This is a genomic window from Pseudarthrobacter sp. L19 (genome assembly GCF_050859435.1).
Classification (GTDB): Bacteria; Actinomycetota; Actinomycetes; order Actinomycetales; family Micrococcaceae; genus Arthrobacter.
This window is the reverse complement of the sequence record NZ_CP193935.1, coordinates 3,293,411-3,313,582: the sequence shown is the minus strand read 5'-3', so window position 1 is coordinate 3,313,582 and position 20,172 is coordinate 3,293,411. Positions and strand designations below refer to the sequence as shown.

Annotated in this window: 14 protein-coding genes and 2 pseudogenes; 12 read left to right on the top strand and 4 right to left on the bottom strand. The window is 69.2% G+C overall.

Going from position 1 to position 20,172, the window contains the following annotated elements; translation table 11 throughout:
• Positions 1-14 precede the first annotated feature (14 nt).
• A complete protein-coding gene (locus ACRQ5B_RS15875; protein ID WP_432395528.1) occupies positions 15-1,115 on the bottom strand; it encodes a sodium:calcium antiporter in 1,101 nt (366 codons plus the stop codon).
• 154 nt (positions 1,116-1,269) lie between these two features.
• Between ACRQ5B_RS15875 and ACRQ5B_RS15870 the strand changes: the two genes are divergently transcribed.
• The 7 genes and pseudogenes from ACRQ5B_RS15870 to ACRQ5B_RS15840 all read left to right on the top strand — a co-directional run bounded on the left by ACRQ5B_RS15870 (position 1,270) and on the right by ACRQ5B_RS15840 (position 9,160).
• Complete coding sequence (locus tag ACRQ5B_RS15870) at positions 1,270-2,307, top strand: GNAT family N-acetyltransferase (RefSeq protein WP_432395525.1); 1,038 nt, start codon at positions 1,270-1,272, stop codon at positions 2,305-2,307.
• Positions 2,308-2,364: 57 nt separating this feature from the next.
• The gene (locus ACRQ5B_RS15865) at positions 2,365-3,690 is read left to right on the top strand and encodes an APC family permease (RefSeq protein ID WP_432395522.1); all 1,326 of its coding nucleotides are present in this window, start codon (positions 2,365-2,367) and stop codon (positions 3,688-3,690) included.
• A pseudogene (locus tag ACRQ5B_RS15860) lies at positions 3,690-5,005 on the top strand (DUF2254 domain-containing protein). Before ACRQ5B_RS15865 ends, ACRQ5B_RS15860 begins: the two are co-directional and overlap by 1 nt.
• Positions 5,006-5,430: 425 nt before the next feature.
• A complete protein-coding gene (locus ACRQ5B_RS15855) occupies positions 5,431-6,582 on the top strand; it encodes a quaternary amine ABC transporter ATP-binding protein (protein WP_432395519.1) in 1,152 nt (383 codons plus the stop codon).
• A 154-nt stretch (positions 6,583-6,736) separates the two neighbouring features.
• Positions 6,737-7,582, top strand: a complete 846-nt coding sequence (locus ACRQ5B_RS15850) for an ABC transporter permease (protein ID WP_432395517.1) — start codon at positions 6,737-6,739, stop codon at positions 7,580-7,582.
• 109 nt (positions 7,583-7,691) lie between these two features.
• Positions 7,692-8,582, top strand: a complete 891-nt coding sequence (locus tag ACRQ5B_RS15845; protein WP_432395514.1) for a glycine betaine ABC transporter substrate-binding protein — start codon at positions 7,692-7,694, stop codon at positions 8,580-8,582.
• 194 nt (positions 8,583-8,776) lie between these two features.
• Positions 8,777-9,160, top strand: a complete 384-nt coding sequence (locus tag ACRQ5B_RS15840; protein WP_432395511.1) for a VOC family protein — start codon at positions 8,777-8,779, stop codon at positions 9,158-9,160.
• Between the two features lie 157 nt (positions 9,161-9,317).
• Here ACRQ5B_RS15840 and ACRQ5B_RS15835 read toward each other — a convergent pair.
• Positions 9,318-11,848: pseudogene (locus tag ACRQ5B_RS15835) on the bottom strand (DNA gyrase/topoisomerase IV subunit A).
• Positions 11,849-11,915: 67 nt separating this feature from the next.
• Between ACRQ5B_RS15835 and ACRQ5B_RS15830 the strand changes: the two are divergent.
• The 3 genes from ACRQ5B_RS15830 to ACRQ5B_RS15820 all read left to right on the top strand — a co-directional run bounded on the left by ACRQ5B_RS15830 (position 11,916) and on the right by ACRQ5B_RS15820 (position 16,700).
• Positions 11,916-14,606, top strand: a complete 2,691-nt coding sequence (locus ACRQ5B_RS15830; RefSeq protein WP_432395508.1) for a GNAT family N-acetyltransferase — start codon at positions 11,916-11,918, stop codon at positions 14,604-14,606.
• An 80-nt stretch (positions 14,607-14,686) separates the two neighbouring features.
• Positions 14,687-15,430, top strand: a complete 744-nt coding sequence (locus ACRQ5B_RS15825; RefSeq protein WP_290258122.1) for a DUF5998 family protein — start codon at positions 14,687-14,689, stop codon at positions 15,428-15,430.
• 1 nt (position 15,431) lies between these two features.
• Positions 15,432-16,700, top strand: coding sequence for an alkaline phosphatase family protein (locus ACRQ5B_RS15820; protein ID WP_432395505.1), 1,269 nt, complete (start codon positions 15,432-15,434; stop codon positions 16,698-16,700).
• A 41-nt stretch (positions 16,701-16,741) separates the two neighbouring features.
• Here the strand turns inward: ACRQ5B_RS15820 and sepH are convergent, their stop codons facing one another.
• Positions 16,742-18,283, bottom strand: a complete 1,542-nt coding sequence (sepH, locus tag ACRQ5B_RS15815; RefSeq protein WP_432395502.1) for a septation protein SepH — start codon at positions 18,281-18,283, stop codon at positions 16,742-16,744.
• Positions 18,284-18,627: 344 nt separating this feature from the next.
• Between sepH and ACRQ5B_RS15810 the strand changes: the two genes are divergently transcribed.
• The gene (locus tag ACRQ5B_RS15810; protein WP_432395499.1) at positions 18,628-18,927 is read left to right on the top strand and encodes a DUF4193 domain-containing protein; all 300 of its coding nucleotides are present in this window, start codon (positions 18,628-18,630) and stop codon (positions 18,925-18,927) included.
• Between the two features lie 68 nt (positions 18,928-18,995).
• Here the strand turns inward: ACRQ5B_RS15810 and ACRQ5B_RS15805 are convergent, their stop codons facing one another.
• Positions 18,996-19,481 (bottom strand): DUF3093 domain-containing protein, encoded by a 486-nt coding sequence (locus ACRQ5B_RS15805; RefSeq protein ID WP_432395496.1) that lies wholly within the window; start codon positions 19,479-19,481, stop codon positions 18,996-18,998.
• Positions 19,482-19,623: 142 nt separating this feature from the next.
• Between ACRQ5B_RS15805 and dut the strand changes: the two genes are divergently transcribed.
• The gene (gene dut / locus ACRQ5B_RS15800) at positions 19,624-20,136 is read left to right on the top strand and encodes a dUTP diphosphatase (RefSeq protein WP_432395493.1); all 513 of its coding nucleotides are present in this window, start codon (positions 19,624-19,626) and stop codon (positions 20,134-20,136) included.
• Positions 20,137-20,172 lie beyond the last annotated feature (36 nt).

Below are 20,172 nucleotides of genomic sequence, written 5' to 3'. Positions count from 1 at the left end.
GCCGGGCCGGGTGCTCAGCCCGACGAGGCGACTGCGAAGAGCCCGGCCACTCCGGCCAGGTACAGCACCAGCACCACCAGCGAGTCCACGCCCATGCCCAGCACCCGGCGCGCCGGCCGGAATAGCAGCCCCAGCATGTAGACCAGCGTCAGCAGGATGGCCAGCGCCGTCAGATAGATGTCCGAGGCGTGGGCCTGGGGGAGGACCGGGGTACCCGAGATCAGGACGGCCACCAGGAACAGCACCGGCAGGAAGGCGTTGCCGCCGAAGATGTCACTGACCGCCAGCTGGAAGTCGCCCTCCCGGACCGAGGCCAGGCCGGTGGAGATTTCCGGCAGGGAGGTGGCCAGGGCCAGGAACGTCGCGCCGAAGAGGACACCGGACAGGCCGATCTGGCCGGCGATCGCGTCGCCGCTGCGTTCCAGCAGCACACCGGATCCCAGCGTGGCGGCCGCCGCGACCAGAAAGATGCCCAGCGCCTTGCCGGTGCCGGTCTTCTTCCGGGACGACCCGGCGTCGGACGGTCCCGATTTCTGCGCCGACGCCTGCGCCGATGCCTTCGCGTGGCCCTTGGGCGCGGACTGCCCGTCGGGGGCCTGGCCCTGGGCGTGCCAGGGGAGTGACTTCTGCGACCGCTGCACCAGGAGCAGGCCCAGCAGCCAGATCACGGCGATCAGCACCGCGGCCGGGGTGAGCCGGAACAGGACCAGCCCCGGAGGCATCTGGCTCCCCGCGATGACAACGCCCAGCACACCCACCACCGTGATGGCCTCGATGACCAGGGTCAACGACGCCGCCCGGTAACTCAGCGGCTTGCCGCCTTTCGTCCCGACGACGTCGAGGATGACGAGGACCACCGTCTGGATGGCGATGCCGCCCAGGATGTTGCCCACCGCCACGCCCACGTTCCCGGCCAGTGCGGCGCTGACGGTAATGGCGATCTCCGGCAAGTTCGTGGCCAGTGCCAACAGGATCAACCCGCCCAGGGCCGAGCCCAGCCGGAACCGGGCATCGAGCACATCCGTCTGCTTGGACAACTGGATGCCGGCAACCCAGATCACGGCGGCGGCCCCGGCGAAGATCAGGGCCAGGGCCCACAGCGGCAACGACTCCATCACATGCTCCCTTCCCGGCCGGACGCATGTCCGGCCACAGCTCCCACGGGCTGACGCCGCGCAGATGGTCAGGGTACTTACTCTATGACCCGACCCTCCGACGGGTGCCGGAGACCCCTGGAGCCGGACCCGAGGGGTCGGATAGCCTGACCCGATGATGAGCCATGACGACAGCGACGACGTCGACGCCCGCCAGGCCCTGGACGGCCGGCTGTCCTGGCGCCCCGCGGGGCCCGGGGACCTGGACGCCTGGGCGGCGCTGATCGCCCGGACCGCCGCCGTCGAACACCCCGTCTGGTATGAACGCCGCGAGGACCTGGCGCAGATCCTGTCCTCCCGGCAGAACCCCGCCGCCGCGAACACCATCCTTGGTTTCGACGTGCAGGGAACCGCTCGCGCCTACGGCCGGCTGACCAAGAACAACGACGGCGACAAAGCCCTCGGGTTCGGCTGCGTGGATCCCGACTGGCAGGGCAGCGGTGTGGGCGGCAGCGTCCTGGCCTGGCTGGAGGAGCGGACCCGGCAACGCTTTGCCGACGACGCCGACACCGACGCCGACGTGGCGTCCCGGACGCCCGGCCGGGCCGGTCCCAGGCTGAGGCTCCACTCCGAGGAGGCGCACCACCGCCAGGCCTGGCTCTTCGAACGGCACGGCTACCGGGTGGTCCGCTACTACAACGAGATGCACCGCCCCCTGACGGACCCGCTGCCCGGGTACCGCCTCGACGGCGGGCTCGAGCTGGCCGACTTCGGTCCCGCGCTGCACGAGGAGGTGCGGCAGGCCCACAACGACGCCTTCCGCGACCACTGGGGCAGCGAACCGCGCGACGAGGAAGCCTGGGGCTTCGTCGTGAACGACCCGTTGGCCCGGCCGGACCTGAGCTGCGTCGTCCTGGACACCGCCAACGGCCGGGTCGCGGGCTACCAGCTGGCCAGCCACGACCCGGACATCGCCGTCGAACGCGGCTCCACCGAGGGCTACACGGACCTGCTCGGGGTCCGCCGGGAGTACCGCGGCCGGGGCGTCGCCCGGGCGCTGCTGGCCGAGGCGATGCGCCGCTTCGCCGCGGCGGGCATGGACAAGGCCTCCCTCGACGTCGACTCCGAAAACCCCACCGGCGCCCTGGCGCTCTACACCGCGCTGGGATACCGGACCGTCAACCGCAGCATGGCCTGGGACAAGGAGCTCTGAGCCCCGAGGATACGGCGGCGCGCAGGTGGCCCGGCGGGCGCCGATAGACTCGGCAGCATGGCTGACGATTCCAAGAAGCTGTCCCTGGCCGGTTCCGTTTCCCTCGGGACGGGGTTGATGGTGGGAGCGGGGATCTTCGCCCTGGTTGGCCAGGTGGCCGGACTGGCCGGGGGACTTGTGCCGTTGGCTTTCCTCGCAGGGGCGATCGTCGTCGCCTTCAGCTCCTACTCCTACGTGAAGTATTCCGGGGCCAATCCGTCGTCCGGCGGCATCGCCATGCTGCTCAAGGGCGCCTACGGACCCGGCATCATCGCCGGATCCTTCTCCCTGTTCATGTACGTCTCCATGGTCGTTGCGGAGAGCCTCCTGGCCCGGACCTTCGGCACCTACATCCTCCGGCCCTTCGGGCTGGAGGGATCGGCGCTGCTGGTGCCGGTACTGGGTGTGGCGGCGATTGCCGCCTCCGCCCTGGTCAACATGTTCGGCAACACCTTGGTGGAACGGTCCGCGACCGTCACGGCCGCAGCCAAGATCATCGGGATCGCAGCGCTCGCCGTCGCGGGCCTGCTGGCGTCGGGCTGGTCGGCAGTGGGTCCGGCCCTGACCGGCGGTTCGGGCGAACCGCCGCAGCATGGGATCGTCGGGTTCCTGGCCGGGACAACCCTCTGCATCCTCGCTTACAAAGGCTTCACCACGATCACCAACCAGGGCGGTGACATCACGGAGCCGAAAAAGAACATCGGCAGGTCCATCATCATTTCGTTGGCGTTGTGCACCGTCATCTACCTGTTGCTCACCGTATCCGTCACCGGCAGCCTCAACGTCCCGGAGATCATCAAGGCCAGGGACTATGCACTGGCACGGGCGGCGGAGCCACTCTTTGGCACATGGGGCGTTGGCCTGACGATCGCCCTGGCCGTCATTGCCACCCTCTCCGGCCTGCTTGCCAGTCTCTATTCAGTGTCCCGGCTGTACGCCATGCTGCAAGGCATGCGCCAGGCACCAACACTGCCGGACAGCATCAAACACCAGCCGCTGCTGATCACGGCCGGTTTGGCGATCCTGGCCACTGCATTTTTCGACTTGAGCCAGATTGCGTCGCTGGGCGCACTGCTCTATATCAGCATGGACATCGCTGTACACCTCGGAGTGATCCGGCACCTCCACCGGGACATTGACGCCGGCAGGTGGATCCCCGTCGTTGCGATCGTCCTGGACGTGGTGGTCCTGGGCGCGTTTGTCATCGTCAAGGCCGGGCAGGATCTGCTGACGCTCGGCGTCGCGGCAGCCATGGCCGCGGCGATTTTCGGGGCTCAATGGTGGGCGGTCAAGCGCCGGGACGGCAGCGGGCCCACCGCCGGGCGTGAGAGCACGACGGCGTGATGGCACGCATCAGGGCTGCCTTCCGCGCCCGTCTGTGGCCGCTGCCTGTCCTGGCGGTGATCCTGGCCGTGGCGCTGGGAATCGGTCTTCCCGCCCTCGATGAGGCACTGGACCGAGGCGTCCCCACTCCACTCCAGGTCTATCTGTTCAGCGGTGGACCGGACGCCGCACGGGCCGTGCTGCAGGCCATCTCCGGTTCCCTGATCACCGTCACCTCCCTGACGTTCTCCCTGACCGTCGTGACCCTCCAGCTGGCCAGCAGCCAGTTTTCGCCCCGGTTGCTCCGGACCTTCACCAGCGACGGCTTCGTTCACCGGACGTTGGCGCTGTTCCTCGGCACGTTCTCCTACTCGCTCACCGTCCTCCGGAGCGTGCGGAGCGATACCTCCGGCCAGACCGAGTTCGTCCCCGCCATTGCCGTCACGGTGGCGTTCCTCCTGGCCCTGGCCAGCGTCGTGGGCCTCGTGCTGTTCCTTGCCCACCTGACCCGCGAGATCAGGGTCGAGACCATGATGAAGAATGTGCATGCGGAAACGGCTGCCACCATCGAGCGGCTGATCCCGCGGGACCCGGCCCCGCAACCGGATTTCGCCGCACCGCCCGGCGGACAGCGGATATCCGCCGTCGCCTCGGGGTTCCTTAACTCGGTCGACAGTTCACGGCTGGTCGATGCCGCGCGCGACGCCGGCGCCGTGATCCGCATCGATGCCTGGCCGGGGAGTCGCTGATCTCCGGCGTGCCCTTCGCCACCGTCTGGCCGGGGCAGCGGGGCCCCTTTACGGACACCGAACTCCGGGACCTCGCCAAACGCGTCGGGAAGACCGTGGATATCGGCTTCGAACGAACCAACGAGCAGGACCCCGCCTTCGGTTTCCGCCAACTCGCCGACGTCGCGGCCCGCGCCCTCTCGCCCGGAACCAATGACCCGACGACGGCTGTCCACGTCATCGGCCATCTCTCCAGCCTGCTGTGCCTCCTGGCGACGCGGGAACTCCGCGACGAGAACGCGACGGACACCGACGGCGTCGTCCGCGCCATCCTCACGAAGCCCGGGTTCGAGCATTTCCTGTCCCTGGCCATCTCGCAGAGCCGCCACTACGGAATGCAGGACGCGCAGGTTGGCCTGCGGCTGCTGGCGCTGGTCGAAGAAGTCAGCTGGTGTGACCGCGCCGGGTCCAGGACCGAAGCCCTGCGAAGCCAGCTCGCGGACCTGCAGGCCGGCATAGAAAAGCACGACTTCGCGGGGACCGAGGAGGTGGCTCTGAGGCAACGGTTGGAGCGCGTCCGCACCGCGCTCGGCGTCCCGCGTCCCTGACGGGGACAACCTGCGCGAAAAGTTGCTCCTGGCCCTGAAAAAGGTGGGATCGCCCGGCTGGGCGGCCTCCGAGTCACAATGCCATAACTCCGCCCTCACCCCGCCATGCCAAGGATTACGGCGGACAATGGGCGCCACAGACCGCGCCGCGACGCACGCTTTTCAGCTCTTAGCGAACGTCGCGTTGTTAGTGTGAATGAGTCGAAACGGGGGCCACCATGTCCGGTCAGGGCGTGGTGGGGCCGCACAGCGTCGGGGAGTGTCTTCGGACTTGGGAACCCGGCGGTGTCGGCCCGCGTGGGGCGCGGCAACGAGCCGTGGGCTTCACTGCCGCGGGCCGTCGACCATGAGCCACCGCCAACGAAGCAACCACACGCGCCACTGCCGTCCGCATCGGCGGGCCGGGGCGCGTAGACAGGTCAAAAGTGAGCGAATCAGTCGCAGTCAGTGCCAGGAACGTCTACAAGGTGTTTGGCAAGAAATCCGCAGAAGCGGTGCGCCGTCTGCAAGCGGGCAAGTCCCGGGACGACGTGGCGGGCCTGGGAACGGCCGCCGTGGTGGATGCCTCCTTCGAGGTCAAGGCCGGCGAAATCTTTGTCGTGATGGGACTGTCGGGATCGGGAAAATCGACGCTGATCCGCATGATCAACGGGCTGCTACCCGCCTCCGCGGGCTCCGTGGTGGTGGACGGAACCGACATCTCCAAGTTGTCCGGGGCAGCCCTCCGCCAGGTGCGGCAAAAAAAGATCTCCATGGTCTTCCAGCACTTCGCCCTGATGCCGCACCGGACCATCCTTGAGAATGCCGCCTACGGCCTGGAAGTCCAGGGCGTCAGCAAGACGGACCGGCACGCGAAGGCCACCCACGTCCTCGACCTGGTGGGCCTGAAGGGCTGGGAGGACAAGTACCCGTCCCAGCTGTCCGGCGGTATGCAGCAGCGGGTGGGACTGGCCAGGGCGCTGTGCGCCGAAACGGACATCCTGCTTATGGATGAGGCCTTCTCCGCGCTCGACCCGCTGATCCGCAGGGAGATGCAGGAGCAGTTGCTGGGTCTGCAGGCGGACCTGGGCAAGACCATCATTTTCATCACCCACGACCTCAACGAGGCCATGTTCCTGGGCGACCGGGTAGCGGTGATGCGCGATGGGCAGATCGTCCAGATCGGCACCCCCGATGACATTTTGACGCACCCGGCGAATGATTACGTGGCGCACTTCGTCAAGGACGTGGACCGCACCCGTGTCCTGACCGCCGGCTCGGTGATGGAGCCCGCGCGCGCCGTCGTCAATCTCACCGGTGGCCCACGCAATGCCCTGCGCACCATGCGCGACCTGCAGACGTCCGCCGCGTTTGTCGTCGACCGCCGGCGTGCCTTCCACGGCGTCGTGCGGGACCGGGACGTGATGAAGCTGGTGGAAGACCAGCACCCGGAACTTTCGTCCGTCGTCCGGAACTCCCAGGACTTCGTGTCGCCGGAGACGGCCCTGGCCGACCTGTTCGGCCGGGCCGTGGAGAGTCCGGTGCCGTTGGCCGTGGTCGACGACGGCGGCAGGCTGGTCGGGGCGATCCCCGCGTAACGCTGCTGGCCGCGCTGGGCAACGTGCCGTCGACCACCACGGGGATCCCGCTCGTTGAGACCACCCCGGCGCCGATCCCGGAACAAATCATCACCGCAACACTCGACTCGACCTCGGCCGACGCACCATCAACCCTCGGAGGGGAAAAGTAGCCATGGATTCAACGCTCTTCAGAATACCGTTCGGATCCTGGGTCGAAGCCGGGCTCGAATGGATCATCACATCCTTCGGCGGGTTCTTCGCCGTCCTCCGGTCAATCTTCCTGGCGTTCTTCGACGGCGTCAGCTGGCTGCTCACGGCCCCGCCGTTCTGGGTGGTCATCCTCGTCCTGTGCGCCATCGCCTTTTTCGCCCGGAGCTGGAAGCTCGCCGCCGGATCCGCGCTGGGTTTCCTCGTGATCTACGGGGTGGGCCAGTGGGAGAACGCCATGGCCTCGCTCGCGCTCGTGCTCGTGGCCAGCGCCGTTGCTATCGCGGTCAGTGTCCCGCTCGGGATCCTGACCGCCCGGTCGGGGGCCGCATCGGCGACGGTGAAACCCATCCTCGACTTCATGCAGACCATGCCGGCCTTCGTCTATCTGATCCCAGCCCTGCTGTTGTTCCGGGTCGGCGTTGTCCCCGGCATTGTCGCCACCATCATCTTCGCCATGGCGCCGGGTGTCCGGTTCACCGAGCTGGGCATCCGCGGAGTTGACCGGGAGGTCGTCGAGGCCGGCCATGCCTTCGGCGCCAGCCCCGGAAAGATCCTGACCCGGATCCAACTCCCGCTTGCCACCCCGACCATCATGGCCGGCATCAACCAAGTCATCATGCTCTCCCTGTCCATGGTGGTCATTGCCGGCATGGTCGGAGCCGGCGGGCTTGGCGGCGACGTCGTTAAGAGCCTGAGCCGGATCGACGCGGCGCTGGGCTTCGAGGCCGGGATCTCGGTGGTCATCCTGGCCATCTTCCTGGACAGGGTCACCGCCAGCCTCGGACGCCGGTCCGCCCCCGCCGCCTAAGCGGCCGCGCACCACCCACAAGATTCCATCAAACCGCCCACGGATTCCCGTGGCGGCAGTTGACTGCGCCCTGGCGCAGGATCGAAAGGAAAAAATGAAGTCATCACCCATGATGCTCTTGACCGCTTTCAGCACGGCAGCGCTGCTGACCCTGTCCGGCTGCGGCGCCGGCGGCAGCTCGGCCGGGTCCGCTGAGGGACCCGGCAACGGCGACAAGAAAGACGTCAAGATTGCCGTCTTCAACGGCTGGGACGAAGGGATCGCGGCCTCCGAGCTCTGGAAGGCAGCCCTGGAGAAGAAGGGGTACAACGTATCCCTGGAATACGCCGAGCCTGCGCCCGTGTACTCAGGCCTCTCCACCGGGGACTACGACGTCACCCTGGACACCTGGCTGCCCATCACGCACAAGAGCTACATCGATAAGTACGGCGCGGACATGGAAGACCTCGGGTCCTGGAACGACGATGCGAAGCTGACCATCGCGGTTAACAAGGACGCCCCGGTGGATTCCCTCGACGAACTGGCCGCCAATGCTGACAAGTTCGGGAACCGGCTGGTCGGCATCGAACCCGGCGCGGGACTGACCGAGGCGACCACCAAGAAGGTCATCCCGGAGTACGGCCTGGACAAGATGGAGTACCTGACGTCGTCGACCCCGGCCATGCTCTCGGAGCTCAAGGCGGCCACCGGCGCCGGCGAGAATATCGCCGTCACCCTCTGGCGCCCGCACTGGGCCTACGACGCCTTCCCGCTGAAGGACCTCGCGGATCCGAAGGGCACCCTGGGTAAGGCCGAAGGCATCCACAGCTACGCCAGCAAGTCCTTCGCCAAGGATTACCCCGCCCTCTCCGGCTGGTTGAAGGGCTTCAAAATGGACTCCAAGCACCTTTACTCGCTCGAAAACGCCATGTTCAACGGTGAGAAGACCGACAACTACGGTCCGGTAGTGCAGAAGTGGATGGATGAGAACAAGGACTTCGTCGCGTCCATGACCGACTAAGTCCCGGCCCGGCGTCCGGCACCCAGGTGCCGCCAAGGCCTACCGCGTCCTTCCTCTCAGGGGGAGGGACGCGGGGCTTTTAAGCCTGCAGCCATGCCGCGGATCCGGTGCAGCGTGGCCCGGGACAAGGAGCTGAAAGCCCCGCTGAGGCGTAAAATCGTAGGTGGGGGAAGGGCCTGGAAAGGGATATCACCATGCTCAAAGACCAGCCGGTCGGCGCCGTGTTGCCGGCCGCGGATATCGCCCGCGCCCGCGATTTTTACCGCGACAAGCTCGGGCTCGAACCTGACAACCAGGATGCCCAGGACAACCTGCAGTACACCTGCGGCTCCGGGAGCCGATTCATGCTGTACCTCACGCCGAATGCCGGGTCTGCGAAGAATACGCAGATGGGCTGGATGGTGCCGGACCTGCCGGCCGCCGTCGAGGAACTGCGCGGAAAGGGCGTGGTCTTCGAGGACTACGACTTCCCGGGCCTGAAAACCGAGAACGGCATCGCGACCCTGCCGGACGGGAACTCCGCGGCCTGGTTCCTGGACAGCGAGGGCAACATCCTGAACCTCAACTCCGGCATGTGACACCCGGCATGCGGCGCCGTCGTCGGCGTTCAGGCAGGGACATCCCGGCCTGAACGCCGCCGCTTGCCACAAAGGGTCGCTACGGACGGCCCCTTAGCCGCCGTTTCCGGCAAACGGGCACGCGCGGATGGGCCCGGCGACAGAATGACCGGCCGGGTCAGCCCTCCGCGGGCGCCGGGGCAGCCCCGGAAGAAGCCTCGACCCCGGCCATGCTCGGCCCGATCGCGTCGACGGCCTGGGAGAGCGGGATGCCCGAACCGTCCCGGCGGCCGTGCTCCACCGGCAGGGAGCGCGCCACGCCGGCCAGCGAGGACGCCTTGGCCGGGCCGTGGCCCGCCCAGGCCAGCAGGAGCGTGTCTTCGCCCTTGAGGAACCGGTGCGCCCGGACCCCGCCGGTGCCGCGGCCCTTGGCCGGGTATTCGGAGAGTGCTGTCACCTTCGCGGCGCCCGGGGCGGTGCCCGGCAGGGCCCCTCGGTTCCGGCGATGGTGACGACGACGGCGGCCTCGTCATCGGCGCGGGCGGTGCCGAAGTGCAGCACCCGGTCCCCGGCGGCCAGCTTGATTCCGGCCATGCCGCCAGCGGTCCGGCCCTGCGGACGGACCGCGGAGGCGCCGAAGCGGAGCAGCTGGGCCTGCCGGGTGATGAAGACCAGGTCGACGTCGTCGCCGTCGGCCGCCTCCACGCCCACCACGGTGTCCTTGTCCTTGAGCGCGATGACCTCCCAGTCCTCGCGGTTCAGCGGGTAGTCCGGCTGGACGCGCTTGACCACGCCCTGGGCGGTGCCGACGGCCAGGACCCGGTCCAGCGGGGCGAAGGCCACCAGCGTCTCGCCCTTGAGCAGGGTGATGAAGTCCTTGGCGGGGACGCCGCCGGCCATGTTCGGGGTGCCGTTGGTGGGCGGCAGCACGGGCATGTCCACCACCTGCAGCCGCAGCATCCGGCCCTGGGAGGTAATGGCGGCGATCTCACCGCGGGCCGAGGTCTTCACCACGGAGCGGAAGACGTCGTGCTTGGCCCGTGGTCCGGCCTCGGCCAGGCTGTCCTGGTTGGCGGTCCGGGCGATCTGGCCGGAGGCGGTGAGGATCGCCCAGCACGGGTCGTCCGCGATCTCCAGGGCCAGCGGCGCGGCCTTGCCTTTGACCGGGGCGGCGGCCGCGGCGGCCAGGGTGGGGGAGACGGCCTCGGATTCGAGCAGCACCGTCCGGCGCGGCGTCCCGTACTTCTCTGAAATTTCCCCGAGCTCGTCGGAGACCAGGCCGCGCAGCAGTTCGGGCGAGTCCAGGATGGCCTGCAGCTCGGCGATCTCGCGCCGCAGCTCGTCCTGTTCCTTCTCCAGCTCGATCCGGGAGTACTTGGTCAGCTGCCGCAGCCGCAGTTCCAGGATGTAGTTGGCCTGGATCTCGGAGAGGTCGTAGATGGACATCAGCCGGGTCCGGGCCGCGGCCGCCTCGTCCGAGGAGCGGATGATCTGGATGACCTCGTCGATGTCGACGATCGCGATCAGCAGGCCCTCCACCAGGTGCAGCCGGTCCTGCTTCTTCGCCAGCCGGAACGCGGTGCGCCGGCGGACCACGGTGATGCGGTGGGTGACGTAGACGCTGAGCAGTTCCAGCAGGCCCAGGGTCTGCGGCTGGCCATCCACCAGGGTGACGTTGTTGATGCCGAAGGAGTCTTCCATCGGCGTGTAGCGGTAGAGCTGCTGCAGCACGGCGTTGGGGTTGAAGCCGTTCTTCAGCTCGATCACCAGGCGCAGGCCGTGCTTGCGGTCGGTGAGGTCCACGATGTCGCTGATGCCCGAGAGTTTCTTGCCGTTGACGGCGTCCTTGATCTTCTCGATCACCTTCTCCGGGCCCACCATGTACGGCAGTTCGGTGACCACCAGGCCGGTGCGGCGGGCGGAGAGCTGCTCGACGTCGACCTTCGCCCGGGTCTTGAAGGAGCCGCGGCCGGTGGCGTAGGCGTCCCGGATGCCGTCCAGGCCCACGATCCGGCCGCCCGTGGGCAGGTCCGGGCCGGGGACGAACTTCATCACGTCCTCCAGCGTGGCGTCCGGGTGGGCGATCAGGTGCCGCGCCGCCGCGATGACCTCGCCGAGGTTGTGCGGGGCCATATTCGTGGCCATGCCGACGGCGATGCCGGTGGCGCCGTTGACCAACAGGTTCGGGAACGCCGCCGGCAGCACGTCCGGCTGGGTGAGCTGGTTGTCGTAGTTCGGGACGAAGTCGACGACGTCCTCGTCCAGGTGGTCGGTCAGGGTCAGCGCCGCCGCCGCGAGCCGGGCCTCCGTGTACCGGGGCGCGGCCGGACCGTCGTCGAGCGAGCCGAAGTTGCCGTGTCCGTCGATCAGGGGCAGCCGCAGCGAGAAGTCCTGCGCCATGCGGACCATTGCGTCGTAGATGGCGGTGTCGCCGTGCGGGTGCAGCTTGCCCATCACCTCGCCCACCACGCGGGCGCTCTTGACGTGGCCCCGGTCCGGGCGCAGGCCCATCTCGCTCATCATGTAGAGGATGCGCCGCTGCACCGGCTTCAGGCCGTCGCGGGCGTCCGGGAGCGCCCGGGAGTAGATCACCGAGTAGGCGTACTCCAGGAAGGACCCTTCCATCTCGGAGGTGACATCGATGTCGACGATGTTCTCGTGATAATCCTGGGCTTCCCCTGCCGGGGGCGTGGTTTGGCGGCGTGCCATGGGGCTGGTGGGTCCTTCTGCGTGGTGCTCAACGGGTGCTGCGTAAGTTTATGGCTAGGCTAAGCCTATGGTGGATCAGCCCGTGGACGGCGTATATCCGGAACATTGGGAAGCCGATGTCGTGCTGCGCGACGGCGGCACGGCCCACCTGCGGCCCATCCACGCCGCCGACTCCGACGCCGTGCAGGCCTTCCACGTCGGCCAGTCGCAGAAGTCCATCTACATGCGCTTCTTCGCGTTCAAGTCCAAGCTCTCCAGCAAGGAACTCAAGCGCTTCACCGAGGTCGACTACAAGGACCGGGTGGCGCTGGTGATCACCATCGGCGGCGACATCATCGGCATCGGCCGCTACGACCGGCTCGATGACCCGGCCGAGGCGGAGGTGGCCTTCAACATCGCCGACGCCCACCAGGGCCGCGGCATCGGCTCCATCCTGCTCGAGCACCTCGCCGCCGCTGCCCGGGAAAACGGCATCCGCAAGTTCAGTGCCGAGGTGCTGCCGGAGAACCGGAAGATGCTGATGGTCTTCTCCGACGCCGGCTACGACGTCAAGCGGCACTTCGACGACGGCGTCGTCAGCCTCGAATTCAACATCGATCCCACGGACAAGTCCCGCGCTGTGATGGAATCCCGCGAACACCGCGCCGAGGCCCGCAGCATCCAGGAGCTGCTGGCCCCCGACTCGATCGCCGTGATCGGCGCGAGCCGCCGCTGGGGGACCGTGGGCTACCAGCTGCTCGAACACATCATCGAGGGCGGCTTCACCGGCCCGGTCTACGCGATCAACCCCGAGGCGCTGGAATTGGCCGGCATGCTCTCCTTCGCCCGTCTCTCCGAGGTCCCCGGCCCGGTGAAGCTCGCCATCATCGCCGTGCCCTACGACGAAGTTCCCAAGGTGGTACAGGAGTGCGGCGAGGCCGGGGTCAAGGGCATCGTGGTGGCCACCGCCGGCTACGCGGACGACGGCGAACGCGGCCTGGCGCGGCAACGTGAACTGGTCCGCCAGGCCCGCGCCAACGGCATGCGGGTGATCGGGCCGGCCTCGCTGGGGATCGTCAACACCAACCCCGCCGTCTCCCTCAACGCCTCGATGGCCCCCTCGTTGGCCCGCCGTGGCGGCCTGGGACTGTTCAGCCAGTCCGCCGCGATCGGCGTCTCACTCTACGCCGCGTCCAGCCGCCGCCGGGTGGGGATCTCCACCTTCCTCTCCGCCGGCAACCGTGCCGACGTCTCGGGCAACGACCTGATGCAGTACTGGGAGGACGACGCGGACACCACCGCCGTCGGCCTCTACCTCGAATCGATCGGCAACCCGCGCAAGTTCTCCCGCCTGGCCCGCCGGCTGGCGCGCACCAAGCCCGTGATCGTCGCCAAGTCCGACGCGATGGGCCTGAACCTGCCGCCGGGCCACTCGGTCCGCACCACGCAGGCGCCGCCGGAGGCGCTCGATGCCATGATGCGCCAGGCCGGCGTGATCCGGGTGGGGACCATCGAGGAACTCATGGACGTCGCGCAGATCGTCTCCAGCCAGCCGCTGCCCCAGGGCCCTGGTGTGGCCGTGTTCAGCAACTCCCGGGCCCTCGGCAAGGTGGTCTCGGACAGCGCCGAGGCCGCCGGGCTCGGCGTCGAGCGGATCGTCGCGGACGTCGACCTGGACACCGGCATGTCCCGCGCCCTCCCGGCGCTGCGCCGCAGCCTCCAGGAGACCCTGACGCTGGAGAATGTGCACGCCGTCGTCGTGGCCCTACTGCCCGCCCGGGGCCTGACCGTGGAGAAGATCGGCGCCGTGCTGGCCGAATGCTCGGCCGCCGCCGGCAAACCCGTGGTGGCCGCGTTCACCGGCATCCTGGACCCCTCCATCTACGTCGAGGGCATGGTGGGCGACGCCGGCGAGGCCCCGCCCGTGCCCTGCTACTCGAACCCGGGCGCCGCCGTCGCCGCCCTGGCCGCCGTCGTCCGCTACGCCCAGTGGAAGGTCCGGGACCAGGGCCTGTTCGTCGAGCCCGAGGGCTGCGACCCCGACGCCGCGCACCACGACCTCGAGGAACTGCTGCGCCCCGTCGGCGGCGAGCAGCTGGTCCGGCTGGACCCGGCCGCCGCGGACCGGCTCCTGGGCCACTACGGCATCCACGTGCTGCCCTCGACGGGGTTCGAGACCGACGACGACGCCGTCGCCGCGGCGGAGAGGCTCGGCTGGCCGGTGGCGATCAAGACCACCGACCCGGCGCTCCGGCACCGGCTGGACCTGGGCGGGGTGCGGCTGGACATCCAGGATGCCGACTCGCTGCGGGCCAACATCGCCCAGATGCGCCGGTCCCTGCAACGCTACGGCTCGCCCTCCCTGGAGGTGCAGACCATGGCGCCGGTGGGCCAGGCGTGCACCTTCCGGGCCATCGAGGACCCGCTGCTGGGACCGGTGGTCTCCTTCGGCCTCGCCGGGGACGCCGTGAACCTGTTGGACGACTGGGCGCACCGCGTGCCACCGCTCTCCGGCTCGGACGTGCACGACTTCATCCGCTCACCCCGGGCCTCGCGGAAACTCTTCGGCTACCAGGGGCTGCCCGCCGTCGACGTTGCCGCGCTGGAGGACCTCGCGGCCCGGCTCACTCGGCTCAAGGACAACCACCCGGAAATCGCCCTCGTGGAGTTCAACCCGGTCCTCGCGGGCACCGAGGGGGCGGTGATCCTCGCCGCCGACGTGCGGATCGCCAACGCCGCCCAGCGCACCGACACGGCCCGGCGTGCCATGCGCGCCTGAGGCTCCGGACCGCCCCGGCGTTGTCCACATCGGGGCGCCGCGGTTAGCAAGTGACTAGCCGATCTGTGAAAATGGAACCCATGACCTCCCAGCCCCCAGCATCCCAGCCACAGGCTTCCCTCTCAGCCCGCCACGGTGCGCCGCACGCCGGCCTGCACGACCACAGCGCGCAGGGACAGAGCCTCACGGATGCGCTCGAGCAGGCCGGCTTCTACCCGCGGCTGGTCGCCGACGTGGTGGCCGATGCCCTCGACGGGCGGGACTGCGTCTCCCACCTGGTGCACCTCGAAACCCACTTCGACCGGGCCGAGGTCCGCCGCCACATCACCGTGCTGGTGCTCACCGAGGACATGCTGGTCATCACCCACGTGGACGACCAGCAGCTGGACGAGGCCGGCGAGCAGATGGTCGCCCAGGTCTCCACCGAGTCCGTCCCGGTGGCCCAGATCCGCTCCGTGGTGCTCAGTTACATCTACGCCCAGCCGCAGGACTACAAGCCCTCGGACCCGGTCCGCGAACTCACGCTTTCCATCGCCTGGTCCGGCGGCCAGCGGCTGGACATGGGCCCGGCCAGTTGCGGGGACCCCCAATGCGAGGCGGACCACGGCTACAGCGGCACGATTGCCCAGGAGGACATCGTCCTGCGGATCAGCGCCGAGGCGGACGGCCTGCAGGCGGTCCAGGACGCCAAGCTCTTCGCCCGCGCCCTGCGCGCCGTGAACACCGGATCCGGTGCCCCGGCCGGCCACGGCGTCTCCACCCTGCCGCCGCGCTCCCGCGCCGGCGTCTTCGCCAACCGCCTGAGCCGCGGCCATCAGCGCTGAGATGGGCGCCGACAGCACCGCCGGTCCTGCATCGGTTTCGGGCGGCCCTGCCCTGTCCACCGGCCCCGCCCTGTCCACCGGCCCCACGCTTCCCTCGCCGCCGGCCTACGGCCGAAAGTCCATCGCCGAGGTCTTCGGCAGCGCGGCGGCCAGCATCGGTGTGCCCGGTTTTGAGAACCGGCTGTCGTTGCCCCCGGCGCGGCGGGTGTGCGTGGTCCTGGCCGACGGCCTTGGCCGGCAGCTGCTGAAGCAGCGCGCCGCCCACACGCCGTTCCTGCGCTCGGTGCTCCAGTCCGGGCAGGGTGAGGTCCCCGCCGGCGTCGATGCAGCCTTCCCGTCCACCACCGCGGCGTCGCTGGCCAGCTTCGGCACCGGCCGCTCCGCCGGCCAGCATGGCATGGTGGGCTACGACGTCGTGGATCCGGACCAGGACCGCGTGGTCAACATGCTCAGCAACTGGGACGACGGCGTCGACCCGCGCCGCTGGCAGCCGTTGCCTACCGTGTTCGAACGCGCCGCGCAGCACGCCGACGTCAGCACCGTCGCCCTGCCCCGCTTCAGTGACTCCGCCATGACCCAGGCGGCCCTGCGCGGCGGCCGGTTCATCGCCGGCACCACCGCGCACGCGCGCACCGCCGCCGCTGCCGAGGCGATGGCCGGGGCGGAGACCGCGCTGATGTACTTCTACGTGCACGAGCTGGACAAAGCCGGCCACCGCTATGGTGCCGCATCGGCCCAGTGGGAACACCAGCTGGAGGAGCTCGACGCGACCGTCAGCCGGCTGAACTCGACACTGCCGCCGGGGACCACCGTGCTGGTCACGGGCGACCACGGCATGGTGGACGTGCCCGAGTCCCAGCGCCTGGACTACTCCGCCGAACCGGCCCTGATTGAGGGGGTCCGGCACACCGCCGGCGAGCCCCGGATGGTCCACCTCTACCTGGAGGAGGACGCGGGGGAGGCCGGCCGCAGCCGGCTGGTGGCGGCCTGGCGGGCGCGGTTCGGCGAGCGGATCTGGGCTTTTAGCCGCGAGGAGGCTATCGCGGCGGGGCTGTTTGGCGACGTGCGCGACGCCGTCGGCCCCCGGATCGGGGACGTGATGATTGCCGCCCGCGACACCTTGGCGCTTTATGACACCCGGCGGGTCCCCGCGCGGGCGCTGGAGGTGGTGGGCCAGCATGGCTCGCTGACCAAGGCCGAGCGGGAAGTCCCGCTGCTGTGCTTCAGCGCCGCCGGCAAGACCGGCAGCCCCAAGGCCCGGCGCCGCTAACAATCCGTAGCGGGGACGGCAACAGTTCGATCTCTCGGTGGCTACTCGCTGCGGGTGCCGAAGACGATGTCATCCCAGCTGGGCACGCTGGAGCGCTTGGGTTTGGCCGGCTGGCGTTCGGGCGTCTCCCCGGCACGCTCCGCCCGCGCCTCAGACCGCGACAGTTCCGGGTTCCGGTTGCCGGCGGGGATGATGCTGTCCGGGGTGCGGGGCTGCTCGGGGGACTCCGGCCGGGCCGCGCGCCGGGAGGTTCCGCCGCCCAGCAGTTCGTCGAGTCCGGGGCTCGACGTCGGCCCCTGGCCGTTGCCGCGCACCGGGCGCAGCTGGGAGGCCGCGATGGTGATTTCCCGGGTCTCCGTGCTGACCCCGTCGTGCAAACGCAGCGCGTCGCCGGCGTCGGCGGCATCATGCCGGGGCGCCAGCGTCAGCCGGGAGAGCATCGAGGGCCGGGCATCGCGGCGGCGGGTGAAGGCATCCGGCCCGGGAATGGAATGCGGCTCAGCCTTGGCCGCCGGAGTGGAGGTCGTCTCCGGCTCGACGGTCTTGTCGGCGTCGCCGGCTTCGGCCTCAACGGTGGTATCCGTGCCGCTGCCGTTGGGAGTGTGAAGGTCGGCGTCATCGGAGGGACCGGCGTCGGACGTGGTGTCGCTGTCGGAGGCATCGCCCGGGGCGGGGACCTCGGAGGGCCGGGGGTGGGCCGCCGGGACGCCCTGGCTCAGCATGAGCGCAAGCGCGTCATCCGCGTCCTCGTCCACCCCGATCCGGTGCCCGCGGCGGGAGCGGAGCATGTCCAGCAGTCCGTCGTTGTCCCGGTCCTGGCGGGAATCCCCGGGCAGTGACCTGTCGGCGGGGACGATGCTGAGCTGCGCCGTCGCCGTGCGCGCGGCGGCCTCGGCGTCGGTCTCGAAATCGAAGGGCCGGTCGGAAACGGCCGAGAGCCGGCGGGACGGGACGGGCCCGTCCATCGGCTCAAGCTCACTGAGCTGCTGCGCCCAGCGGTTCGCGTTCTGCAGGGATTTCAGCGCGGGGCTGAACGTCCATGAGGCGGGCGGTTCCTCGCCGATGGCGGCGTGGCCGCCGGCCGGCAGCGAAAACGCCGCCACCACGTTCCACAGGCCGTCGGGGCGCCGCCAGGAATCCCACTCCACGGTCTCCGGCGCGACGCCGTAGGCGCGCAGCCGGTGGCTGACCATTTCCTCCAGGGTGGCAGGCTGGTCGCCGAAGTGGGAGCGGTACCCCTCGTGGCCCGCAGTGGGGGAGGCAACCTCGATCCGGCGCGCCTGCTGGGCGACGTATTCGCGCTCGGCCAGCACCGGACCTTCGTAACGCTCAACCTTGGCCAGCGGCATGCCCGAGAGCTCGGCGACCTCCGCGGCGGTTGCGCCGCTGCGGATCCGGGCCTGGATGTCCCGCGGGGACATCGCTATGGGCTCCGGCGCCGGGCCCGGGGCAGTCTTCGAGGGCCGGTTCACGGCAGCACGAAGCGCTTCATCGATCGGCAGCTGGAACATCTCGCCGCCGGCGCCACTGAACAGGAGATGCTCTCCATCGTCGTGGACGCCTACAAGCCGTAGATCCTGCATACAAATCCTCCACCCTGGCATTGCTAACACTCGAAACTCTGCCACTGCCGGGCACCAAAAGCGGTGAAGAGGGAGGGCGCGCCGCGAATTTCCGGCATTTTCCGCCCTTCACGGGCCCCGCTGGCCGGCATTGCGTGAACGCCCGGGCCCCACGTCCCGACCGCGTCCGCCGGACTCTGGCGCGCTGAACCCGCGTAGGCAAGAATGACCCGACGCCGGGCACAAAAACACCCGTCCGGCGTTGACGCCGGTGAACCGGACCCGGACCGCCCGGGGAAGAGCAAGACCCCGGCGGACGGCGACGGCGACGACCCCCAACGAGTGCGGAGTGTGAGCGAAAAGTAATGGCGACAGACTACGACGCGCCGCGGAAGAGCGAAGAGGACCTCAACGAAGACTCGATCGAGGAACTGAAGTCCCGTCGGACCGAGAAGCCCTCCGCGGCGGTGGACGAGGACGAGACCGATCTGGCCGAGGGTTACGAGCTCCCCGGCGCGGACCTCTCCGGTGAGGAGCTGCTGGTCCGGGTGATGCCCGCCCAGGCGGACGAGTTCACCTGCGCGTCCTGTTTCCTGGTCCGGCACCGATCCCAGATCGCGCGGGAAAAGGACGGCATGAAGTACTGCGTGGAGTGCGAGGGCTGAGGCGGCCCTCGATGGCCCCCGGCGGCGGCTTAGCGGTTCAGCGGCCCAGCGGCCTGTGAGTCAGCGGCTTAGCGCTTCAGGGCGGCGACGAATTCGGCGGGACGGCGGGTCGAGGCCAGCCAGTAGGGCGTGCGGTCCATCGGATCGGTGATCTCGATCCGCACCACCGGGTCGATCCAGCCGCGGATGCACATGAAGGCCAGCCCGTTGAGCCGGGGGCCGCGTTCCGCCGTCGCTTCCCCGCCCTTGAATGCCTCCACGGTGCCGACGAAGCGGCGCTCGATCGTCGCCCGGCCCACCCGCAGGGTTCCCGCGGTGACCTGAAGGGACGGGGTGGAGACGATCAACAGCACGGCCAGGATCACGAACAGCACCACCGCCGCGGTGATGCCCGCGGTCATGCTGATCGGAGCGAACACCAGGATGCCGGCCGCCGACAGTCCCGCCGCCACCAGCCAGATCCAGAAGCTGGGCCACAGCTTTTCGCTGAACAGGACGGTGGATTCGTCGGGGGTCTGGTTGGAGGCAGGCACGGCGGCGCTGGATTCGGGCATGAGGCCAGCTTTCCACTTTTCCCGGGCTATTTCACCTTGGCGGGACGTCCCGGGAGGGCCCCGACGCCCGGGCCCGCAAGGCATCCTCCCGCCCGGCGCCGCGGTAGGCCGAACGTTTCCGCTGGCGTTACAGTGGGGGACTGTGACTGAAGAAACAACCCCCGCACCCGCCGTCCCGGGTCCCACCCTGGCGGTCCAGCTGAAGATGCTCGACGACGGGTTGGAACCGCCGTCGTACGCGCACCCCGGCGACGCAGGCGCGGACCTGCGCGCCCGCGAGGACGTCGTCCTGGAACCCGGCGAGCGGAAACTGGTGCCCACCGGCGTCGCCATCGCCCTGCCTGTCGGCTACGTGGCGCTTATCCACCCGCGCTCGGGCCTCGCCACCAAGCACGGCCTGACCGTGGTGAACGCCCCCGGCACCGTCGACGCCGGCTACCGCGGAGAAATTGCGGTAACCCTGTTGAACACTGACCGCTCCGAGTCCATCGAGCTGCGGCGCGGCGATAGAATTGCCCAAATGGTCATCCAGCGTGTGGAGCACGCGGAGTTCGTTCCGGTCCAGGAGCTCAGTGATTCGGTCCGCGGCACCGGCGGTTTCGGTTCCACCGGCGGGTTCAGTTCCACCGGCGGGTTCGGCGCGACGCAGGCCTGACCGGCCCCAAGCTACACCGCCCGGCCCGTCAGGCCG